We start from the raw sequence: 17,540 nt of genomic DNA, 5'->3' as shown, positions 1-17,540 counted from the left end.
CTTTACCAAAAAGCGCCCAGTGCCGGATTCAACCGAAACTGCTGCTGATGTTGTTCGTTCTTCTGCTGTGAGCGGCTGGTATTTTGCTGATCCCCCCCCTGAGCGATTGCCTGACTAACCGCGTTGAACGCCTGTTGCAGATCGGTTATTAAGTCATTGACGTTTTCTATTCCCACCGACAATCTAATCAATGTGGGTCCAATACCCGCCGTTTTCTGTGCCTCAGCATCCATGGATGCATGCGTCATTGAGCCGGGGTGACATATCAGACTTTCAATACCACCTAAGGACTGTGCCAAGGTAAAAATGTTCAGCGCCGAGAAAAACACCGGTAACAGTGCCGCATCGGCGGCTAGATCGAAACTGCACATTGCACCAAAGCCAGTTTGTTGTGCCGCCGCAATAGCATGACCCGGATGGTCAGCTAATCCGGGATAATATGTTTTTGCAACCAAAGGTTGTTTAGTAAGAAACTCGACTACCCGCGCGGTGTTGTCTTGCTGCAACCGGATCCGCGGCTCCAACGTGCGCAAGCCACGCAAAGTCATATAACTGTCAAACGGTGCGCCTGTAACCCCCAAACAATTGGCCCACCATTTTAATTCATCGCCTAATTGCTGCGTTTTACACACCAGCACACCGCCAACAATGTCACTATGCCCATTAATATATTTAGTCGTCGAGTGCACGACAATGTCAGCTCCCAATGCCAGCGGCTGTTGCAATACCGGCGATAAGAAAGTGTTATCAACCACGACTAACGCTTGCAGACTGCTTGCCAATGAACAAACCGCTCGCACATCGGTAATTTGTAATAGTGGGTTGGAAGGTGTTTCCAACCAAATCATTTTTGGCTTAACAGCACTGATCTGAGATTGCCAGCCCACTTGTTGAAAATTCACCACCAATAACTTAAACGCTTTTTTACGCTGCGCTAAATTGGTAAACAGCCGGTAACTGCCGCCGTAGCAATCATGAGGGATAACTAAGGTATCGTCCGGCGTTAATAACTGTAACGCCAGTAAACACGCTGACATCCCCGTACTGGTAACTATCGCTTTGGCACCGCCCTCTAGCTCAGCTAAGGTTTCAGCCAACAAGTCACGGGTGGGATTATTTGAGCGCGAATAATCATACTCTCCAGGTTGTTTAAACGCGGTTAATTCATAGGTTGAGGTTAAATACAGTGGCGGTGTCACTGCAGAAAAAGCAGGATCTTTAGCGATACCTGCCCGCGCAGCGATCGTCGCGGCATGACGCTTTGACATAATGAAACCCCATTTAGATGTTTAGACGTCTAAAATTATAGTGATAGAAATTCAGATGTCAAACCATTTAGCCGTCTATAATGATTATTTGTTGCACACTATTTGACTGAGCGGCATAACAAGATAGAATTTCGCCACTTGCGCGAGCAACACAACATAATGACTAATACAAGGTAACCATATGGCTAAGTGGAATGGGGAATATATTCACCCGTACGCGGAACACGGTAAAAAATCAGAACTCGTGAAAAAGATCACCGTATCTATTCCGCTAAACGTATTAAAAGTACTGACAGACGAACGCACACGCCGTCAGGTCAATAATTTACGACACGCCACCAACAGTGAGTTGCTATGTGAAGCGTTTCTGCATGCGTTTACCGGCCAGCCACTGCCTGCTGATGAAGATTTGCGTAAAGATAATCCGCATCAAATCCCAACAGAGGTTCGGCAGATCTTAACCAGTATGGGCAAACCAATTCCGGTGATCATCGAAGCAGACAGCGACGAAGAGTAAGTTTGTTTTGGTAATAAAAAACCGCCTTTCGGCGGTTTTTTATTATTCTTATAAACTAAGCCAGCGTTAACTCATCGCCGACTGTAATTTTTTCATGGCATTTTTTTCTAACTGACGTACCCGCTCAGCAGACACTGAATAACGATCTGCCAATTCTTGTAAAGTCAGTTTGTTGTTGTCTAACCAACGGGCGCGGATAATATCCTGACTACGGTCGTCCAAGGTGCGCATCGCGGCTTGTAAGCGGTCAACTGCCGCATTATCCCACTGGTCTTCCTCAACGCGATGCGCCAAGTCTGAGGCCTTGTCTTCCAAGTAGTAAACTGGCGCTGTATAAGCCGCTTCATCGTCCTCATCAGGTGCGTCAAATGGCATGTCATAATTGCTCATACGCGCTTCCATTTCACGTACTTCATGCTCAGCAACACCTAATGACTCTGCCACATTTTTCACTTCATCCTGATTAAACCAGCCTAAGTGTTTTTTGGCTTTACGCAGATTAAAAAACAACTTGCGCTGAGCTTTAGTGGTCGCAATTTTTACAATACGCCAGTTTTTTAATACATATTCATGGATCTCGGCTTTAATCCAATGCACCGCAAATGAGACTAAGCGAACACCTACGTTTGGATCAAAACGTTTTACCGCTTTCATCAGGCCGATATTGCCTTCCTGGATTAAATCGCTAACAGGTAAACCATAACCGGAATAACTGCGGGCAATGTGCACTACAAAACGCAAGTGCGACATAATCAACTGCCGGGCAGCTTCTAAATCACCATTCTGGTGTAAACGTTCAGCCAGACTTCGCTCTTCATCTGCGCTAAGCATGGCAATGGAACTGACAGCATGAGTATAAGCTTCCAGACTACTGCTGGCCGCTACCGGTAATGAGATCATTTCTGCTGTATCGCTCATTTCTATATCCTGTCTTAACTAATTGTGTCGATATTAGCACTCTTTGACAGAGAGTGCTAATTTTAGTTTCCTAAGTTATAGATCTGCTTATTCTAAAAAATCAGGTGTAATAATTAATTGCTATTAAGGACCGGTAGGTTCGATGCCACTAATATGACGACGTACCGACAAATAGGAACCACTAAGGCCAAGTAGCATAGCCAGCAGCATCAAACTAAAGAATTCAGTGACACTCAACGCCATTAAATGAAACTCGCTTTCATACAATGACGTGACACTAACAATCGCTCCTTGCAACCACCACAGCATGGCTTCAACAATTAAAAAAGCCAGCAAACCTCCAAATACGCCATACCAAATACCACTGTACAGAAAAGGTGTTTGAATAAATGCATCCGTTGCACCAACCAATTTCATCACTTCAATTTCGTCTTTTTTATTCATAATAGACAAACGAATGGTGTTACCAATAATCAACAACACCGCACCGAGCAACAACACGGCAATGACCAATACCGCCTGGCGCAATAAACTGACTATAGCGTCAAGCCGTGTTAACCAGTCTATGTCTAACTTGCCAAATTCGACTATGCGTTCCTTTGATAATCTGGCAAGCAACTGACGGGCGCTGTCAGCGTGGGTATTTTTGGGTAAAACCAACAACACATCAGGCAACGGATTATCGGTTAAATAATTTAGTGCAGCACCAAAACCACTTACCTGAGCAAACTCAGACAGCGCTTGCTCCCGGCTAATATGGGTAACCTGGGCAATATCATTATCCGCCTGAAGAATTTTTTGCAGGCTACTAATTTGAGTAGCATTAGTCCCCTCTCGGATAAACAAGCTTATTTCAGCTGCCTGTGTGAAGCTGTCGCTGATTTGCTGCACATTTTTTACTAACAAATGCAGGGTCGCCGGTAATGTTAAACTGACACCCAGTACACCAATAGTCAGTATTGAGGCTGACGGTGTTCGCCATAATTCACCCAAACTAAACAACGCCTGGCGAACATGATTAACCCAAAACATGATAAAGCGACGCGCGATACCCACTTTATGCGCCGACGCACCACTACTAACCCGGCCAGAAAATAAGATACTCATAACGGCGCCTCATTTAAATGCAGCAGGCCATCATTAATCATTCTTCCCTGCTTCAAAGTAAGCGTGCGGTATTTTTTCCGGGCCACTAAGCCCAGATCGTGCGTAGCGACCAACACTGACACGCCAACCTGATTAAACGCTTCAAACACACGCATAATATCTTTGGACAAATCAGGGTCAAGATTACCCGTAGGCTCATCGGCTAATAACAGCGGTGGTTTATTTACCACAGCACGTGCTATACCTACCCGCTGCTGTTCACCGCCAGACAAGGTATAAGGCAGGCATCGTACCTTATCCAACAGGCCTACTTTATCCAGTGCTGCATGCACCCGTTTAACCATATCTTTACCGCTAAAACCTTCGATTACCAAAGGCAGAGCCACATTATCAAATACCGTATGATTCATGAGTAGACGATGGTTTTGGAAGATTATGCCAATATCACGTCGCACGAAGGGTATATGCGGTCGACGAATACGGCTCAAATCAACATCATTAATAAGAACACGACCTACACTGGGGCGTTCAATCAGACTAATCAGTTTTAACAGCGTACTTTTACCTGCTCCGGAGTGTCCGGTAAGAAACGCCATTTCTCCTTTTTCCAGTTTAAAGCTAACCCGATCTAATGCGACAAAACCACCAGGGTAACTTTTACTGACCTGATCAAACTCAAGCATGCCTATTCTTCCTTGCTAAACAACGCGCGAATAAAATCCTTGCTATTAAACACACGCAAATCGTCTATGCCTTCACCTACACCAATGTATCGTAATGGCAATTTGAATTGATTAGCGATGGCAAAAATCACCCCGCCTTTGGCGGTACCATCCAACTTCGTCAGGCTGATCCCCGTCAATGGCACTGCGTCATTAAACACTTTTGCTTGGTTAATGGCATTTTGGCCAGTTCCCGCATCCAGTGTTAGCATCACTTCATGCGGCGCCGTAGCATCAATTTTTTGCAACACCCGCACAATTTTCTTCAACTCTTCCATTAAATGCGTTTTGTTTTGTAAACGTCCTGCCGTGTCGGCAATAAGTACATCGGCTTTACGCGCTTTTGCTGCCTGGTAGGCATCAAAAATAACAGAGGCACTGTCTGCTCCAGTATGTTGTGCAATGACTGGAATTTGATTGCGTTCACCCCATACCTGTAATTGTTCAACGGCAGCAGCACGGAAGGTGTCACCTGCGGCTAACATAACGGTTTTGCCTTGCTGTTTAAACTGCTGCGCCATCTTACCTATAGTGGTAGTTTTACCCACGCCATTAACACCGACCATTAAAATGACAAAAGGCCCGTTAGCATTAACCGGTTGCAACGGCTTTTCAACATCTTGCAATAAGGTCGCCATATCTTGCTGTAACTTATCAAACAACAAAGCTGAATCTTTCAAAGCCTTACGATCGGCATGCTGCTCTAACTGCCGGATTAGCTGTTGTGTGGTATCAACACCCACATCAGCCAATAACAATTGAGTTTCCAACTCTTCATACAGCTCCTCATCGATTTTTCGGCCGCTAAACAACCCAGCTAAACCTGCCCCCAGGTTCTGACTTGTTTTTGCCAATCCTTGCTTTAAGCGTGCAAAAAAACCGACTTTCTTAACCGGCATTTCTGCAGAACTGTGTTGTACCAAAGCCTCTATAGGAGGCGATTCTTGCTTGGTGGTTACTGGCTTAAACGCAGCTGCATCATCAACCGTATTAAATGACGGCTCATCTGCGGGCTCGTCACTATCTGCTAAACAAGCCGGTTCAGCCTCAGATTTTGTATCAGGCTCTGGTGTTGGCTCTGGTAGCTCAGCAGGCTTAAACTCGGGTTGCGCTGCTTCAACAGATTCAGGATCAACCTGTGCTGGCTCAACGTGTTCAACACTCGATTTTTTCGTATCGGGTATCGCAGTATCAACTGGGTCAGTATCTTTACCAAAACCCAACCAAGAGAACAGTTTATTTTTTTTGCTCATAAGCGTAAGTGTATGCAGATAAAAACTAAGGTAAACTTGGCAGATATACTAACACCTTTGCGTTAAAGGCAAAACGGATTAGATGAAACAGGTAAAAAGCCCCCCTAAAAATCGATCGAATGATCGAAAACTCCCGCCAGCCGTTAGTGGTGCGCCGGGTGAAGTAAGAGTGATCAGCGGTAAATGGCGCGGTAGAAAACTGGCGGTACTCAACGCAGACGGCTTGCGACCCACCACAGACAGAGTGAAAGAAACGCTGTTTAATTGGCTTATGCATAATATCGATGGTGCTACAGTGCTTGATTGTTTTGCCGGCAGTGGCAGTCTTGCCATAGAAGCCTTATCAAGGCATGCCAGTAAGGCCAGCCTTATTGAACGCGACAGTAAGCTGGCGCGCCACCTAGAGCAAAACTTACAAAAACTCAGTTGTGACAATGCCAATGTCGTTAATCAAGATTGCTTGTCTGTATTGTCTGGCACGGCAACACAACAATACAGCATCGTCTTTATTGACCCGCCATTTCGCAAAAATCTGGCAATTTCATGTTGCAAGCTGCTAGAAAGCAATCAATGGTTAACAACTGAAGCACTAATCTATCTGGAAACAGAAAAAGAATTAGCTATTACTGACATACCAGCAAATTGGCGTCTGTTAAAAGAAAAAATTGCCGGCCAACTGGCTTACCGTTTATATCAGCGCGGTTAATACCTCAAAAGACTTACTCTGTGGGGTCAATTTCCATACCCAGATTGGTCAGCCCTTGTTCTTTTACCCAGTTTTGTAGCAGCTGACGTTCATCACGACCGAACTGTTTAAGCGGAGTCACTAAATCAATCAGTTCCGCTAAGCAGTCCATTTCGTATTGCATTAGCGGATGTTCACGGACAATTTTTTTAAGCTCGGCTTCAGTTGTAATGTCATCATCGATGCTGTCATGCTCAATCAATCGGGCAACAGTAGCCTGAGAAATTTTAGCGACATTAATAAACTCGCCGCTGTCTTGTTGTGCAATACCGCTTAGCATCATATCCAGCGCCGTTGCACAGTCTACGGCAGGGTAAACACCAAAGATGTCAAAATTATTGATTTCAGGCGTAATAGCGTCAAGTTCGTCAGAAAGCTTCTCGAAGTTAATTTTAGCTTTTTTAACGGTTAGCCATTCCCACACTAAGGTTAATATATGTCGCGGCAATGCTGCATCACCAGTTTGGGTCACCTCAGCAAACAGCTGATAATTCGGGAGCATGCGCTCCAACAATGCAGCTGCAATAGCGCCTTGCTGATAAAAACTTAGCTCGCGCATACTTTGAAAGTTATTGGCTTTTTGTTTCATCTTTGTCCTGAAGACATGACCAGCAGAGATCAAAACTCTGATAATTTACCTCGCCGCAGTCACACTGCCATTGCGCTGGTTCATGCTGAAGTTGTTGTAAATACTGCGTGATTATACGCTGCGCGACAGGAAATTGCTGCTGTGGAACCCAAAGTTGTACGCCAATATCATTTAGCGGCAACTCGCCGGCAGCACCAGCGAGATATTCACCACTAATCGTTACCAATATTGCCGACTGCTGCAGCAAGCCCTGAACTAAACCAGCTTCAAAACTATTTGCAGCTTTATACACCCGCTGCCATTGTGTAACGTCAGTCGGGTGCAACAGCTCCAATTTAGCTTGTAACCTTCAACTGCTTCTGCGCATATTCAAACTTAAGTTTAAACTCCATAATACGCTCTTCCATGCTCTGCACTTGCAAGTCATGTGCTTCGTTTTGGGTTTGAAGCTCAGTACGAAGGGTGCGTATAAGTTCACGGCTACTATCTGCTTCTTGCTGCTGTTTCTGTTCAGCTGCAAACTGACGATTTTGAGAGTGCTCTAGCTGAGCCTCTAATTTTTGCAGCTTACCTTGGCTAATTTGATATTGCTCGGTCAAATTAACGTAATCTGCCTGCAACTTTGTCAGTTCGGAGCCTAAGTCACCGGTTTCATCTTGTATTGTGTGCAGTTGCTGCTGAGTCTCAGCCAATTGCTGTTGCGATTCCGTAAGCTGTTGCTGCCATTCTTGTGTTTGCTGTGCTGCACTGACCAACTCAGTTTGCTGCTGTTCAATTTTTTGCTGTTGTAATTCAACAGTGTTCTTGCCGTTATGCACTTCCTGCTGCAACTGGGCAATAACTTGCAATTTTTCTTCTTGTGCAGCTTCTACTTCGCTAAAGCGTTGTTGCTCTGCCGAGAAAGCAGCGGCTTGCTCAGCCAGTTGCTGTTGCAAAGCATCTAATTGCTGCTGATGTTTGAAATGCAATTCATTGGTTTGTTGCACTTGTTTTTGTTGCTGCTCAGTCGCAAGCTTTAATTCTGTTTTGCTTTGCTGAACAATCAGCTTCATTTCGTGCACTGCCGCTTTAGCTTGTTCAGCGTCTGCTTGTGCTGTAGCTAATTGCTGCTTTAATTCACTAATGTGTTGTTGTAATTGGCTTATCTCTTGCTGAGACTGCTCGAGTTCTTGCTGAGACAGTTCCAACTGTTGTTGCGACTGTTGTAGTTTACCTTCAGTTTCCAAACTGCCACTACCTGCGGCATCTTGCAACTGATCAATTTGCTGCTGTAATTGTTCAAGTTTTTGCGTTTGTTCAGCGTACTGTTTTTTATGTTCAGTCTGCTGCTGCACCGCTTGCGCAAGCTTATCATTTGCGCTATCAAGTTCTTCAGTGACGATTTTATGCTGCTGACGTAGCCTTGATAACTCTTGATTATCAGTACTGGCAACGGGCACCGCTAAATCGAGCTGTTGCTTTGTTTGCTGCCAATCTTTAAACAGTTTTTGGTAGGCCTGTTCTTGCTCAATCAAACGCTGCTGCCATTGTTTTTGGCTATCAGCCACTACAGAAGAGGCAAACTGCTGTAATTGTTGCTGCTGCAAATTTAACAACTGACTGGAAAAATCTACCAAACTGGCTTCCAACTGCTGTTGGGCCGTCTGGGTCAGTTCGGCAATAACTTGCTGCTCGATTTTATTATTGTTTTTTTTCACTGCATTCATTATCGGCTCTCACTTTACTCCGGCAGCAGTTGCACCTGTTTTGCACCTGCCACGCCTTAATCACATTAGTACACCAACGTCCCTACCTTAGCAGTAATTCAGGCCGTAGCATACTATGCCATGACTTAGTGTAATATGAGTTATCAGCGATAGCTAACGCTATTACCACTTTTAGCTGTTCAACGTTAATTTTTTCATTACAGGAACTTAACCATGATGGACCTGACAACACCAGCACTGCTGTTCCCGGCAATATCCCTGTTATTGCTGGCATACACCAACCGTTTCTTGGTGCTGGCACAGTTAATTCGTGAATTAAATCAAAGAGAAGGCGACAGTGTAAGGCATTTAGCCAAGCGGCAAATATCTAATTTGCGTAAACGTATCGCCCTCATTAAAACCATGCAGGCCTTTGGTGTACTAAGTTTCGTACTGTGTACTGCCGCGATGTTTTGTCTGTTTATGTTATGGCAAGTTGCTGGTCAACTGTTATTCGTTGTAAGCCTGATTAGCTTATTAATCAGCCTGCTCTATTCTTTATATGAGATCCAAATATCCTGTGATGCCATAAATATAGAACTTGAATCATTGCAGAACGGTTAGGCGCTAAGAAGCGGACAACACTATGAGTAACGATGTGTTTTTGTTTAATGATGAGCCGCAACATGCTGAGACGGAAGTTATTGTCAATAACGCTATGCCTTGGCAGGTGTTAATCGTTGATGATGACAAAAGCATTCATGAAATAACCACACTGGTGCTCAACAACTTTGAGTTTGAACAGCGCCCGTTACAACTATTACATGCGTTTAGTGCTAATGAGGCACAACAACTTATACAGCAACACCCCGACATCGCACTGGCAATAATAGATGTTGTTATGGAAACCCAGCATGCTGGCCTCGAGCTCATTAAATTCATTCGGGAACAATTAAAAAATCAACGAATGCGGCTTATTTTACGCACTGGCCAGCCGGGTGAAGCCCCCGAAGAGCATGTGATTCGTGACTATGATATCAACGATTATAAAAACAAAACCGAAGTCACCGCCATTAAACTTAAAACGCTGCTTTATGCCGGTTTACGGTCCTATCGCGATATTTGTTTTATTGAACAACACAAAATTGGCTTAGAAAAGATTATTGGTTGCACCACCAGCTTTTTACGCTGCACATCGTTACGCGAGTTCGCCTCGTTAATTCTGTCACAGGTGGCATTTTTGCTCGGACTTGAGCGCGAGCAGATATACTGCTGCGCCGCTATCAACAGTACTCCGCAGACACCTTTACTGCTTGACGTTATCGCCAGCAGCACGCCATCGAAGAGCAATGAATTGCCTGCTGACGTTGTTGAAAAAATTAGCCAGGTACAAATAAACAAGCAATCATATTACGCTGACGACTGTTTTATCGGCTATTTTACCACCCACAATGGCAATGAAAATTTTTTATACGTCAGTAAAGGCAGTAAACTAGAGCAAGCAGATCATCAGCTACTTAACTATTTCTCGCACAATATTGCTATTGCCTATGAAAATATTCGCTTGCGCGAGCTAATGCGCGAAAGTCAGCGAGAGCTGTCATATATTCTGGGTGAAGCAGTAGAGAAACGTTCAAAAGAAACCGGTAGTCATGTAAAGCGGGTTGCTAACTATAGCTATTTACTGGCGATTAAATGTGGTTTATCTGAATACGAAGCCGAGAAGATCAAGTTGTCATCACCCCTGCACGACTTAGGCAAAATTGCCATTCCGGATCATATTTTAAACAAGCCAGGTAAACATGATGCAGATGAGTGGGCCATTATGCAGCAGCATGCGTATCTGGGTTACCAGATTTTACAACATTCTACTAATGAGATATTACAAATGGGGGCTATTATAGCCCACCAACATCATGAAAAATGGAATGGCAAAGGCTATCCGCAGGGGTTAAGTGGACATAATATCCATATTGCAGGGCGTATAACTGCCCTGGCGGATGTTTTCGACGCTTTAGGCAGTGACCGCTGCTACAAAAAAGCCTGGCCACTAGAGGAAATAATCGAACTTATTCGTAACGAACGGGGTCAACACTTTGACCCAACTTTAGCGGATATCTTGTTAAACAACCTGGATGCGTTCCTCGTAATTCGTGACGCCTATCCAGATTAAGCATAGGAAGAAGTGTATGCTACGCAAAAACATTAAACAGTTGTTCATTGCCAGCATTGCGGCAGCAACATTGTTTATCAGTGGCTGTGCAAGCGGCCCAAAGGTGCGAACAGATGCTGCTGATAACATTAATTTCACTGACTATAAAACCTTTAACTTCATGGCAGAACCGGCAACGGACAAAGCGGGTTACGCTACGTTGGTCACGCAACATTTTAAAGATGCGATTAGTGCAGAAATGCGTGCCTTAGGTTACCAATACAGCGAAACTAATGCTGACTTAATGATTAACTTTAATTCTAACGTTGAGAGCCGCACAGATGTTCGCTCCGTGCCAACAGCGACCTTCAACTATAATTATTATAATTACCGCCGCGGTTTTTACACCGGCTTCCCACTGTACACCAATGACGTGGATACTGTGCATTACAAGTATGGCACGGTGAATATAGACGTTGTTGATGCAGCTAAAAAGCAACTTGTCTGGGAAGGTATATCGGAAGGCACGCTGAAAAAATCTGATTTGGAAAACCCTAAACAGGCCATTGCTGATGTTATAGGCTTAATTTTTCAGCAATACCCCACCCGCAAACAGCTTACAGAATAGCCTGCATAATGCCCCGTTAAGGGGCGTTTTGCGCCAGCATGCGTATTTTTTCCTGTAATGGCGCACAGTCAGCAGTTTTATTTTGCTGTTGAATCGATAACGTCAGCTCACCAACGGTTAAACCATACTTGTGTAAGGTGCTACGGTTAATCAGGTTTTGGTTATCAACTAAATACAACCAGTCTTTTACCGTCACATCCAACGTATCACCGTCATAAGGAATTCGCAGCACGTATTCCCAATACAAGGTATTGCCCGCCAACTGGCCAGTTGCCTCGCCAACTACATCACCTGCAGTTCCCTTAATACTGCCATCTGCATTTTGTTGTAGCTGCCAATGCCGCTGTTCAATACGGCCATCGCTAAAACTAAACAATTCGTATAGATCGCCACGATTTCCCTGCCAACTCCCACACAATTCAGCAGTAAAACGCACGGTTTGCTTCCCCTGCCAGTCATGCAGCACCCCCCAGGCTAAACTTTCTCCCTGGAAAAACTGATTTAACGCTAACTTAGGTGTCTCGCTACTATACTCTGAAACTGACTGGCTACAGCCCGTCATCGCAAAAGCTAAGGCCGCTCCAGCTATATATTTCTTAACCATAAATCCTCCGTGTTAGGCAGAACTACGCCCATGGGCAGCGGCTAGCTCAGAAAAAAATAAAATAAATCAGAAAACACCAAACTTATTTCCAGGTTACTACGACTTAATAAACAAATATCACAGAGAATAACAATATCGTGTTTAAACGCAGTGACGAGAGCTTAATTGCCAAAGCGTTGAATGGCGACCAGCACGCCTGGCAGCAACTGGTAAACCGCCATCAGAGCGCGCTGTTTTACTTTGGTTTACGCCTGCTTGGATCGCAAGAAGATGCCAGCGATCTATTGCAAGACGTGCTAATGGTACTGTGCCGTAATTTAGGGCAATACCGCGGTGATAGCAGCTTTAAAAGTTGGTTATTTGGTATAGCAAACTATCGCGCCATGGATATGCTGCGCCGGCGTAAATATACCGACAGTGATGACGCTCTGGCAGAGATGCCAGCCGAGGCGGCAGAAATGCCTGAGCAGCTGGCAAACCAACAACAGCAACAGCAGGTACAGCAGCAGCTCCGCAAACTGCCTATTGAGCAACGCCTGGTGTTAGAACTTAAGTTTTATCAGCAATTTACTTTTGACGAAATTGCCACTCAACTGGCGATTTCCAGTAATACCGTCAAATCACGTTTTTACGCCGCGCTGGATAAAATGCGCCTGCAGTTGGAGAGCGACCATGTCGAACAATCAGCAAATTTTTGAAGACTGGCTTGAAGGTAAATTAACCGAGCAACAGTGTCAGCAGCAGCTTCAGTTTGATCCGGTTTGGCTGGACAGAATGCTCAACGTTCAAGCGATGCGTGCTGACGCCGCTGCGCCACGCTTTGAAGTGGTACCGGAATTTGATAGCAGCGCGTTATTTGCCAAGCAATGGCAACGCCCTAAACCGCAGCGAAGTTGGTGGCCACAGGTAAGCCTGACACTATCTTGTGTCGCCATGATAATTAGCTTGTCACCTGCGCAGTTACAGCTAAAAGATGGCAGCATGACATTAAGCTGGCAAAACTCCCAGGCAGAAGTTAATGCCGCGGTCAGTACTGCGCTAACAGCTTACCAGCATGAACAACAGCAATGGCTGTTACAACAGCTGGATTTCCAGCAGCAAAACACCAGCACGCAATTAGTGCTGTTAAAAGATTATTTACAGAATGAACTAAAGCATGACCAACGCAGCGACATGTTACTGCTGGTTGAGTATCTGAATCAGCAGCGCCAGTCTGACTGGCAATACTGGCAGGAAAACTATCAACCTGTGCAGGCCAATTATCGCCCTACCGACAGTTACTACCTGAGCCCAACTAACACTGGAGTGGTAAAACCATGAAAGCATTACGTCGTATCCCAACATATGCTGTTGCCTTTAGCGCAGCCCTAGCCATACTGCCGGCCAGCGCCAGCGATGTTAGTCCGGCTATAAAGAAAAATGCAGATATTCTGCAAACCATTTTGCACACGACATTTAAAGACAATAAAGCCAGCCAATTGTCGGCGTTGCAGTACAGCTATCTCAGCGGTCAGGGTTTGTTATTTCAGGCTAACGCGATGCTCGGCAGTCGTCACGTTTTCCATTTTAGTAGCAATAGCGTTGCTACGGCACCCGCTGCACCTATGCCACCCATACCTCCTCTACCAGACAGTGAATTTGAATTTGAAAGCACTGAGATGGAGCAAATAGTTGAAGCGGCAGAAGAGATGGCCGAACAGATGCATGATCAGCACCGGCAAGCCTATCGCATCGCGGAAAAACAGCGTGTGATAGAGCGCGAATTGCGTAATGTCGAGCGAGAGCAACGTGACATCGAATTTAATAAAAGCCTCACTACACTCGATAAAGAGCAACAGCAGGCACTACAAATGCTGCAGCAAAAAACTAAAGTGTTGCAGGAGAAACTGGCCGAAGTGGTTAAAGAAGCCGGACTCAGCCGTAAACAACTGGAAGAGCAACGGGCAAAACACTTAGCGGAACAGCAGCAGCAAACTGCCGCTATGGTGAAGACCGTCGGCGAGAAGTTCAGCCAGGTGCTGTGCGATTACGGTGCCAGCCTGCGCGACATACAAGACAACGAGTTTGTTACCCTGCAAGTTAATAGCCGTGGTGCCGGAGGCAGTTACTACTGGGTGGTAAAAAAGGCGGATATTAACCAGTGTATGAGTGGCAAAATTAAAGCAAAAGATTTATTAGTTAAAACCCAAAGTTACCAGTTTTAAACCGCAACGAAGCACAACAATCGACCCGCAATGCGGGTCGTTATACTTTACCCTTTTGGCCGGTACAACTGAAACCGCGTGGCGGCATCAGCCACAAAGTAATCAGCCGGGCCACCACCGCGCAGGACAGGCTGTGCCGCTGCCGTGTCATAAATACCATCGACCAGCAAATGCTGCGCAATATGCACGCCCACAACTTCACCAAACACCATCCAGGTCGTTATTTTACTACCATCGGCTGCAGTTAACTGCAGCACCTGGCTCAGTTTGCATTCAAAGGTGACCGGGCTTTGCGCCACGTGCGGCACCTTTATTATGCTGGACGCCTTTGCCGTTAATCCCGCCAGGGCAAATTCATCAACGTCTGGAGCAACCGCTGCACTGGTCTGGTTCATCGCCTCAGCTAAAGGCTTAGTCACCAGATTCCAACAAAACTCACCGGTTTGCTCAATGTTGCGTATCGTATCTTTGTAGCTGGTGCTGGCAAAACCAATAATCGGTGGCGTGTAATTAAAGGCGTTGAAAAAACTGTAAGGCGCTAAATTTAAGCGTCCATCGTTGTCTTGTGACGATATCCAGCCAATTGGCCGTGGCGCCACTAACGCGTTAAAAGGATCATGTGGTAGACCATGGCCTTTGCCCGGTTCATAAAAATAACGGCTGTCAGACATGACTCACCTTACGCTTGAATTAACAGAAGAGTGCAAGCTTAACAAAATCTGCTTTGTTGGCGTACGCTTTTCAGCGACAATAGCAACGCTATTATCAACGGGGCCTGTTATGTCGTCATCTATGCCAGCCAATAATGAACCGCAATTTGACGCCATTATTACTGCGTTTTATCAACAGGGCTGGGTTTGGTTGCCTGATTTTTTACCCGCAGAACTCAACTCTGCCCTGCTGCATGAAGTTCAACATCAATCATTGCTAACAGCTGCAGGCATTGGACGACAGGGCGAACATAAGCTAGACACACAAATACGCCGCGATGCGACACAATGGTTTGATGGGCGTAGCGTTGCACAACAGCACTATCTGGCATTAATGGCACAGTTACAGCAACAGTTGAACCGACGCTGTTTTCTCGGACTGTTCGATTTTGAATGCCATTTTGCCCGTTACCAGCACGGTGATTATTACCAAAAGCATATTGATGCATTTCGGGGCAGGTCAAACCGGGTACTTACCACCGTTAGCTATTTAAACACCGTCACTGCGGGCGGAGAGCTAGCCCTGTTTGATGAACACGACAAGCTGATAAACCGGTTTTCGCCCACATCAGGCAGTTTGTTATTGTTTGAAAGCGAACGCTTTCCACATGAGGTGCTGCCGGCCGGGGATACTCGCTATAGTATTGCGGGCTGGTTTCGTCAAAATTCCAGTATCAATGGCAAACTAGACCCCGCTCAATAAAACGCTTATGATATCGAACATGCGCACCGTACTCAGTTACCTACTACTGTTTACCCTCGCACTTTCTGGCTTCGCCGGAACGGTGCAAACTGCCCATGCTTATACATTAGCTGATACTATAGTGGCACAGCAGCAACATACAACCCCAGGAAAAATGCCCTGCCACAGTGCTGAGCAAACCGCGCCCTTACTGTTAGAAGCAGTGCAAGAAATGGCGCAAGAACATGATTGCTGCGATATGGAACAACATCATTGTAAAGGCGATTGTTGTGCAAAACATTGCGCAGCGACCAGTGCCTTACTTAGCACGGAGTTATTCCGCTATATTCGTCCCAACAATAGCATAGTGATGCAGGCTTTTAGCTTGCCTAACTGGCTATTCGCTGCCGAACCTCCCCCACCTATAAACGCCTGATACCGTTAAGTGTATGTCGTTGTGCTTAGCCACAACCATTTCTCTTTGTTTCAGGACATATTATGCGCGCATTACTGTTAGTTGTTTCGCTGCTATTGCAGCCTGTTTTCACTGTGTCTGCTCAAGACCATAGTGACCATGCACACTCTGTTACTCCGGCTGTTGATACCGCCGTGTCAGACCGTGTTTTATCACCTAAAGGGCATATTTATGCCTGCCCTATGCACCCACATATTCAACAAGCTACACCAGGTAGCTGTCCAATATGCGGCATGACATTAGTGGAGAAAAATCCCCCCGGTAACGCCGAAGTTAACGTCAACGGCGCCATGCAACAAGCCTTAGCCATACGCACAGCCCCGGCCGAGAAACGTACGCTGTGGCGGTTTATAGAAACCTTTGCCCAGGTACGCTACCCAGAAGATGCTATTCATCACAGCCACATTCGTGCCGAAGGATGGATAGAACAATTGTATGTGCGCACACTAGGTCAACGGGTTAAAGCCGGCGACAAGCTGTTTAGTTTTTATGCGCCAGATTTATTGGTGGCTCAGGATGATTATTTACAGGCGTTGTCAGTTAGCACACAAAATGGCTCACGCAGTGCAAATTTACTACAACGGGCAGAAACACGGCTGCGCCTGCTGGGGCTTACAGATCATGCTATAGCCCAACTGCAAGAAAGCCGGCAGAGCCAATATCACATTACGGTGTATGCGCATCAGGACGGCGTGGTTACTATGTTGAACGTACGTGACGGCATGTATGTCAAGCCAGGCGACACCTTGATTGAAATAACCAGCTTGGACCGTGTTTGGGTAATTGCCGATGTGCCAGAGGCACAGCAAAGTTGGTTAAAAACCGGGATGGCAGCAGAAATCGATATTCCGGCGCATCATATCAGTGGCATTGAAACAACCGTCGATTTTATTTATCCGGCCCTTGATCCCCAAACCCGCAGTAGCAAAGTACGCATGACCACAGACAACGCACAACAATTACTGCAACCGAATATGTTGTTACCCGTGCGGCTATATGGTGGAGCACTTCGCGATGTCCTTACCGTGCCACGTGACGCCGTGTTACTGAGTGGCAGCAGCGAGTCAGCATACCGAAGCAGAGTCATTATCAAACAGGGTGACACATTTAGCGTAAGGCACATTAAAACCGGCACCAGCGCGCAAGGCTTTGTTGAAGTGCTGTCAGGCCTGGAGGCCAAAGAGCAAGTTGTGATTTCTGGCCAGTTTTTACTCGACGCCGAAGCCAGTTTAAGTCAACTGCCTTTAAGTGGCACCGTTGCCACTGACCACCAGCATTAGG

The 17,540-nt window shown here is 45.8% G+C and carries 21 protein-coding genes; 11 read left to right on the top strand and 10 right to left on the bottom strand.

What is annotated here, in order from left to right:
* Nucleotides 1-2 precede the first annotated feature (2 nt).
* Nucleotides 3-1,268, bottom strand: a complete 1,266-nt coding sequence (gene metB / locus ORJ00_RS16160) for a cystathionine gamma-synthase (RefSeq protein WP_306126834.1) — start codon at nt 1,266-1,268, stop codon at nt 3-5.
* Between the two features lie 181 nt (nt 1,269-1,449).
* Between metB and metJ the strand changes: the two genes are divergently transcribed.
* Complete coding sequence (metJ, locus tag ORJ00_RS16155; protein ID WP_027670223.1) at nt 1,450-1,785, top strand: met regulon transcriptional regulator MetJ; 336 nt, start codon at nt 1,450-1,452, stop codon at nt 1,783-1,785.
* Between the two features lie 66 nt (nt 1,786-1,851).
* Here the strand turns inward: metJ and rpoH are convergent, their stop codons facing one another.
* From rpoH to ftsY, 4 genes are all read right to left on the bottom strand, one after another.
* On the bottom strand, nt 1,852-2,703 hold the full coding sequence (gene rpoH / locus ORJ00_RS16150) for an RNA polymerase sigma factor RpoH (protein ID WP_027670222.1): 852 nt from the start codon (nt 2,701-2,703) through the stop codon (nt 1,852-1,854).
* A gap of 123 nt (nt 2,704-2,826) precedes the next feature.
* Nucleotides 2,827-3,810: a permease-like cell division protein FtsX gene (gene ftsX / locus ORJ00_RS16145; RefSeq protein WP_027670221.1), complete on the bottom strand. Its 984-nt coding sequence runs from the start codon at nt 3,808-3,810 to the stop codon at nt 2,827-2,829.
* Nucleotides 3,807-4,493 carry a cell division ATP-binding protein FtsE gene (gene ftsE, locus ORJ00_RS16140; protein ID WP_306126835.1) on the bottom strand — a complete coding sequence of 229 codons (687 nt, stop codon included), beginning with the start codon at nt 4,491-4,493 and terminating at the stop codon, nt 3,807-3,809. Before ftsE ends, ftsX begins: the two co-directional genes overlap by 4 nt.
* A 2-nt stretch (nt 4,494-4,495) precedes the next feature.
* Complete coding sequence (gene ftsY / locus ORJ00_RS16135) at nt 4,496-5,785, bottom strand: signal recognition particle-docking protein FtsY (RefSeq protein ID WP_306126836.1); 1,290 nt, start codon at nt 5,783-5,785, stop codon at nt 4,496-4,498.
* Nucleotides 5,786-5,867: 82 nt separating this feature from the next.
* Here ftsY and rsmD point away from each other — a divergent pair, with 82 nt between their 5' ends.
* Complete coding sequence (rsmD, locus tag ORJ00_RS16130; protein WP_306126837.1) at nt 5,868-6,491, top strand: 16S rRNA (guanine(966)-N(2))-methyltransferase RsmD; 624 nt, start codon at nt 5,868-5,870, stop codon at nt 6,489-6,491.
* A gap of 13 nt (nt 6,492-6,504) precedes the next feature.
* Here rsmD and ORJ00_RS16125 read toward each other — a convergent pair whose 3' ends face one another.
* From ORJ00_RS16125 to ORJ00_RS16115, 3 genes are read right to left on the bottom strand one after another with little or no spacing between them, the layout of a single operon-like run.
* Nucleotides 6,505-7,119, bottom strand: coding sequence for a YjaG family protein (locus ORJ00_RS16125; protein ID WP_027670217.1), 615 nt, complete (start codon nt 7,117-7,119; stop codon nt 6,505-6,507).
* A complete protein-coding gene (locus tag ORJ00_RS16120; protein WP_027670216.1) occupies nt 7,100-7,453 on the bottom strand; it encodes a putative signal transducing protein in 354 nt (117 codons plus the stop codon). The genes ORJ00_RS16125 and ORJ00_RS16120 overlap by 20 nt, the downstream gene beginning before the upstream one ends.
* A 1-nt stretch (nt 7,454) precedes the next feature.
* Nucleotides 7,455-8,825: a coiled-coil domain-containing protein gene (locus ORJ00_RS16115; RefSeq protein WP_306140352.1), complete on the bottom strand. Its 1,371-nt coding sequence runs from the start codon at nt 8,823-8,825 to the stop codon at nt 7,455-7,457.
* A gap of 213 nt (nt 8,826-9,038) precedes the next feature.
* Between ORJ00_RS16115 and ORJ00_RS16110 the strand changes: the two genes are divergently transcribed.
* The 3 genes from ORJ00_RS16110 to ORJ00_RS16100 are packed head-to-tail and all read left to right on the top strand — an operon-like array spanning nt 9,039 to nt 11,584.
* Complete coding sequence (locus tag ORJ00_RS16110; protein WP_306126839.1) at nt 9,039-9,428, top strand: DUF2721 domain-containing protein; 390 nt, start codon at nt 9,039-9,041, stop codon at nt 9,426-9,428.
* A gap of 22 nt (nt 9,429-9,450) precedes the next feature.
* A complete protein-coding gene (locus ORJ00_RS16105; RefSeq protein ID WP_306126840.1) occupies nt 9,451-10,977 on the top strand; it encodes a response regulator in 1,527 nt (508 codons plus the stop codon).
* Nucleotides 10,978-10,993: 16 nt separating this feature from the next.
* The gene (locus ORJ00_RS16100) at nt 10,994-11,584 is read left to right on the top strand and encodes a DUF4136 domain-containing protein (protein ID WP_306126841.1); all 591 of its coding nucleotides are present in this window, start codon (nt 10,994-10,996) and stop codon (nt 11,582-11,584) included.
* A 16-nt stretch (nt 11,585-11,600) separates the two neighbouring features.
* Here the strand turns inward: ORJ00_RS16100 and ORJ00_RS16095 are convergent, their stop codons facing one another.
* Entirely contained in the window at nt 11,601-12,188 is a 588-nt protein-coding gene (locus tag ORJ00_RS16095; protein WP_051219937.1) for a DUF3833 domain-containing protein, read from the bottom strand.
* A gap of 137 nt (nt 12,189-12,325) precedes the next feature.
* Here ORJ00_RS16095 and ORJ00_RS16090 point away from each other — a divergent pair, with 137 nt between their 5' ends.
* From ORJ00_RS16090 to ORJ00_RS16080, 3 genes are read left to right on the top strand one after another with little or no spacing between them, the layout of a single operon-like run.
* On the top strand, nt 12,326-12,886 hold the full coding sequence (locus ORJ00_RS16090) for an RNA polymerase sigma factor (RefSeq protein WP_305976666.1): 561 nt from the start codon (nt 12,326-12,328) through the stop codon (nt 12,884-12,886).
* Nucleotides 12,861-13,508: a hypothetical protein gene (locus ORJ00_RS16085; protein WP_305976667.1), complete on the top strand. Its 648-nt coding sequence runs from the start codon at nt 12,861-12,863 to the stop codon at nt 13,506-13,508. Before ORJ00_RS16090 ends, ORJ00_RS16085 begins: the two co-directional genes overlap by 26 nt.
* Complete coding sequence (locus ORJ00_RS16080; RefSeq protein ID WP_305976668.1) at nt 13,505-14,392, top strand: hypothetical protein; 888 nt, start codon at nt 13,505-13,507, stop codon at nt 14,390-14,392. The genes ORJ00_RS16085 and ORJ00_RS16080 overlap by 4 nt, the downstream gene beginning before the upstream one ends.
* Before the next feature lie 47 nt (nt 14,393-14,439).
* Here ORJ00_RS16080 and ORJ00_RS16075 read toward each other — a convergent pair whose 3' ends face one another.
* Nucleotides 14,440-15,063 carry a flavin reductase family protein gene (locus tag ORJ00_RS16075; RefSeq protein WP_306126842.1) on the bottom strand — a complete coding sequence of 208 codons (624 nt, stop codon included), beginning with the start codon at nt 15,061-15,063 and terminating at the stop codon, nt 14,440-14,442.
* Nucleotides 15,064-15,172: 109 nt separating this feature from the next.
* Between ORJ00_RS16075 and ORJ00_RS16070 the strand changes: the two genes are divergently transcribed.
* The 3 genes from ORJ00_RS16070 to ORJ00_RS16060 all read left to right on the top strand — a co-directional run bounded on the left by ORJ00_RS16070 (nt 15,173) and on the right by ORJ00_RS16060 (nt 17,539).
* Nucleotides 15,173-15,805, top strand: coding sequence for a 2OG-Fe(II) oxygenase (locus tag ORJ00_RS16070; RefSeq protein WP_306126843.1), 633 nt, complete (start codon nt 15,173-15,175; stop codon nt 15,803-15,805).
* Between the two features lie 19 nt (nt 15,806-15,824).
* Nucleotides 15,825-16,220 carry a hypothetical protein gene (locus tag ORJ00_RS16065; RefSeq protein WP_306126844.1) on the top strand — a complete coding sequence of 132 codons (396 nt, stop codon included), beginning with the start codon at nt 15,825-15,827 and terminating at the stop codon, nt 16,218-16,220.
* A gap of 62 nt (nt 16,221-16,282) precedes the next feature.
* The gene (locus ORJ00_RS16060; RefSeq protein ID WP_306126845.1) at nt 16,283-17,539 is read left to right on the top strand and encodes an efflux RND transporter periplasmic adaptor subunit; all 1,257 of its coding nucleotides are present in this window, start codon (nt 16,283-16,285) and stop codon (nt 17,537-17,539) included.
* The last annotated feature ends 1 nt before the right edge of the window (nt 17,540 follow it).

Source organism: Rheinheimera baltica (assembly GCF_030731985.1).
Taxonomy (GTDB): Bacteria; Pseudomonadota; Gammaproteobacteria; order Enterobacterales; family Alteromonadaceae; genus Alishewanella; species Alishewanella baltica.
This window is presented reverse-complemented; position numbering and strand designations above follow the sequence as displayed.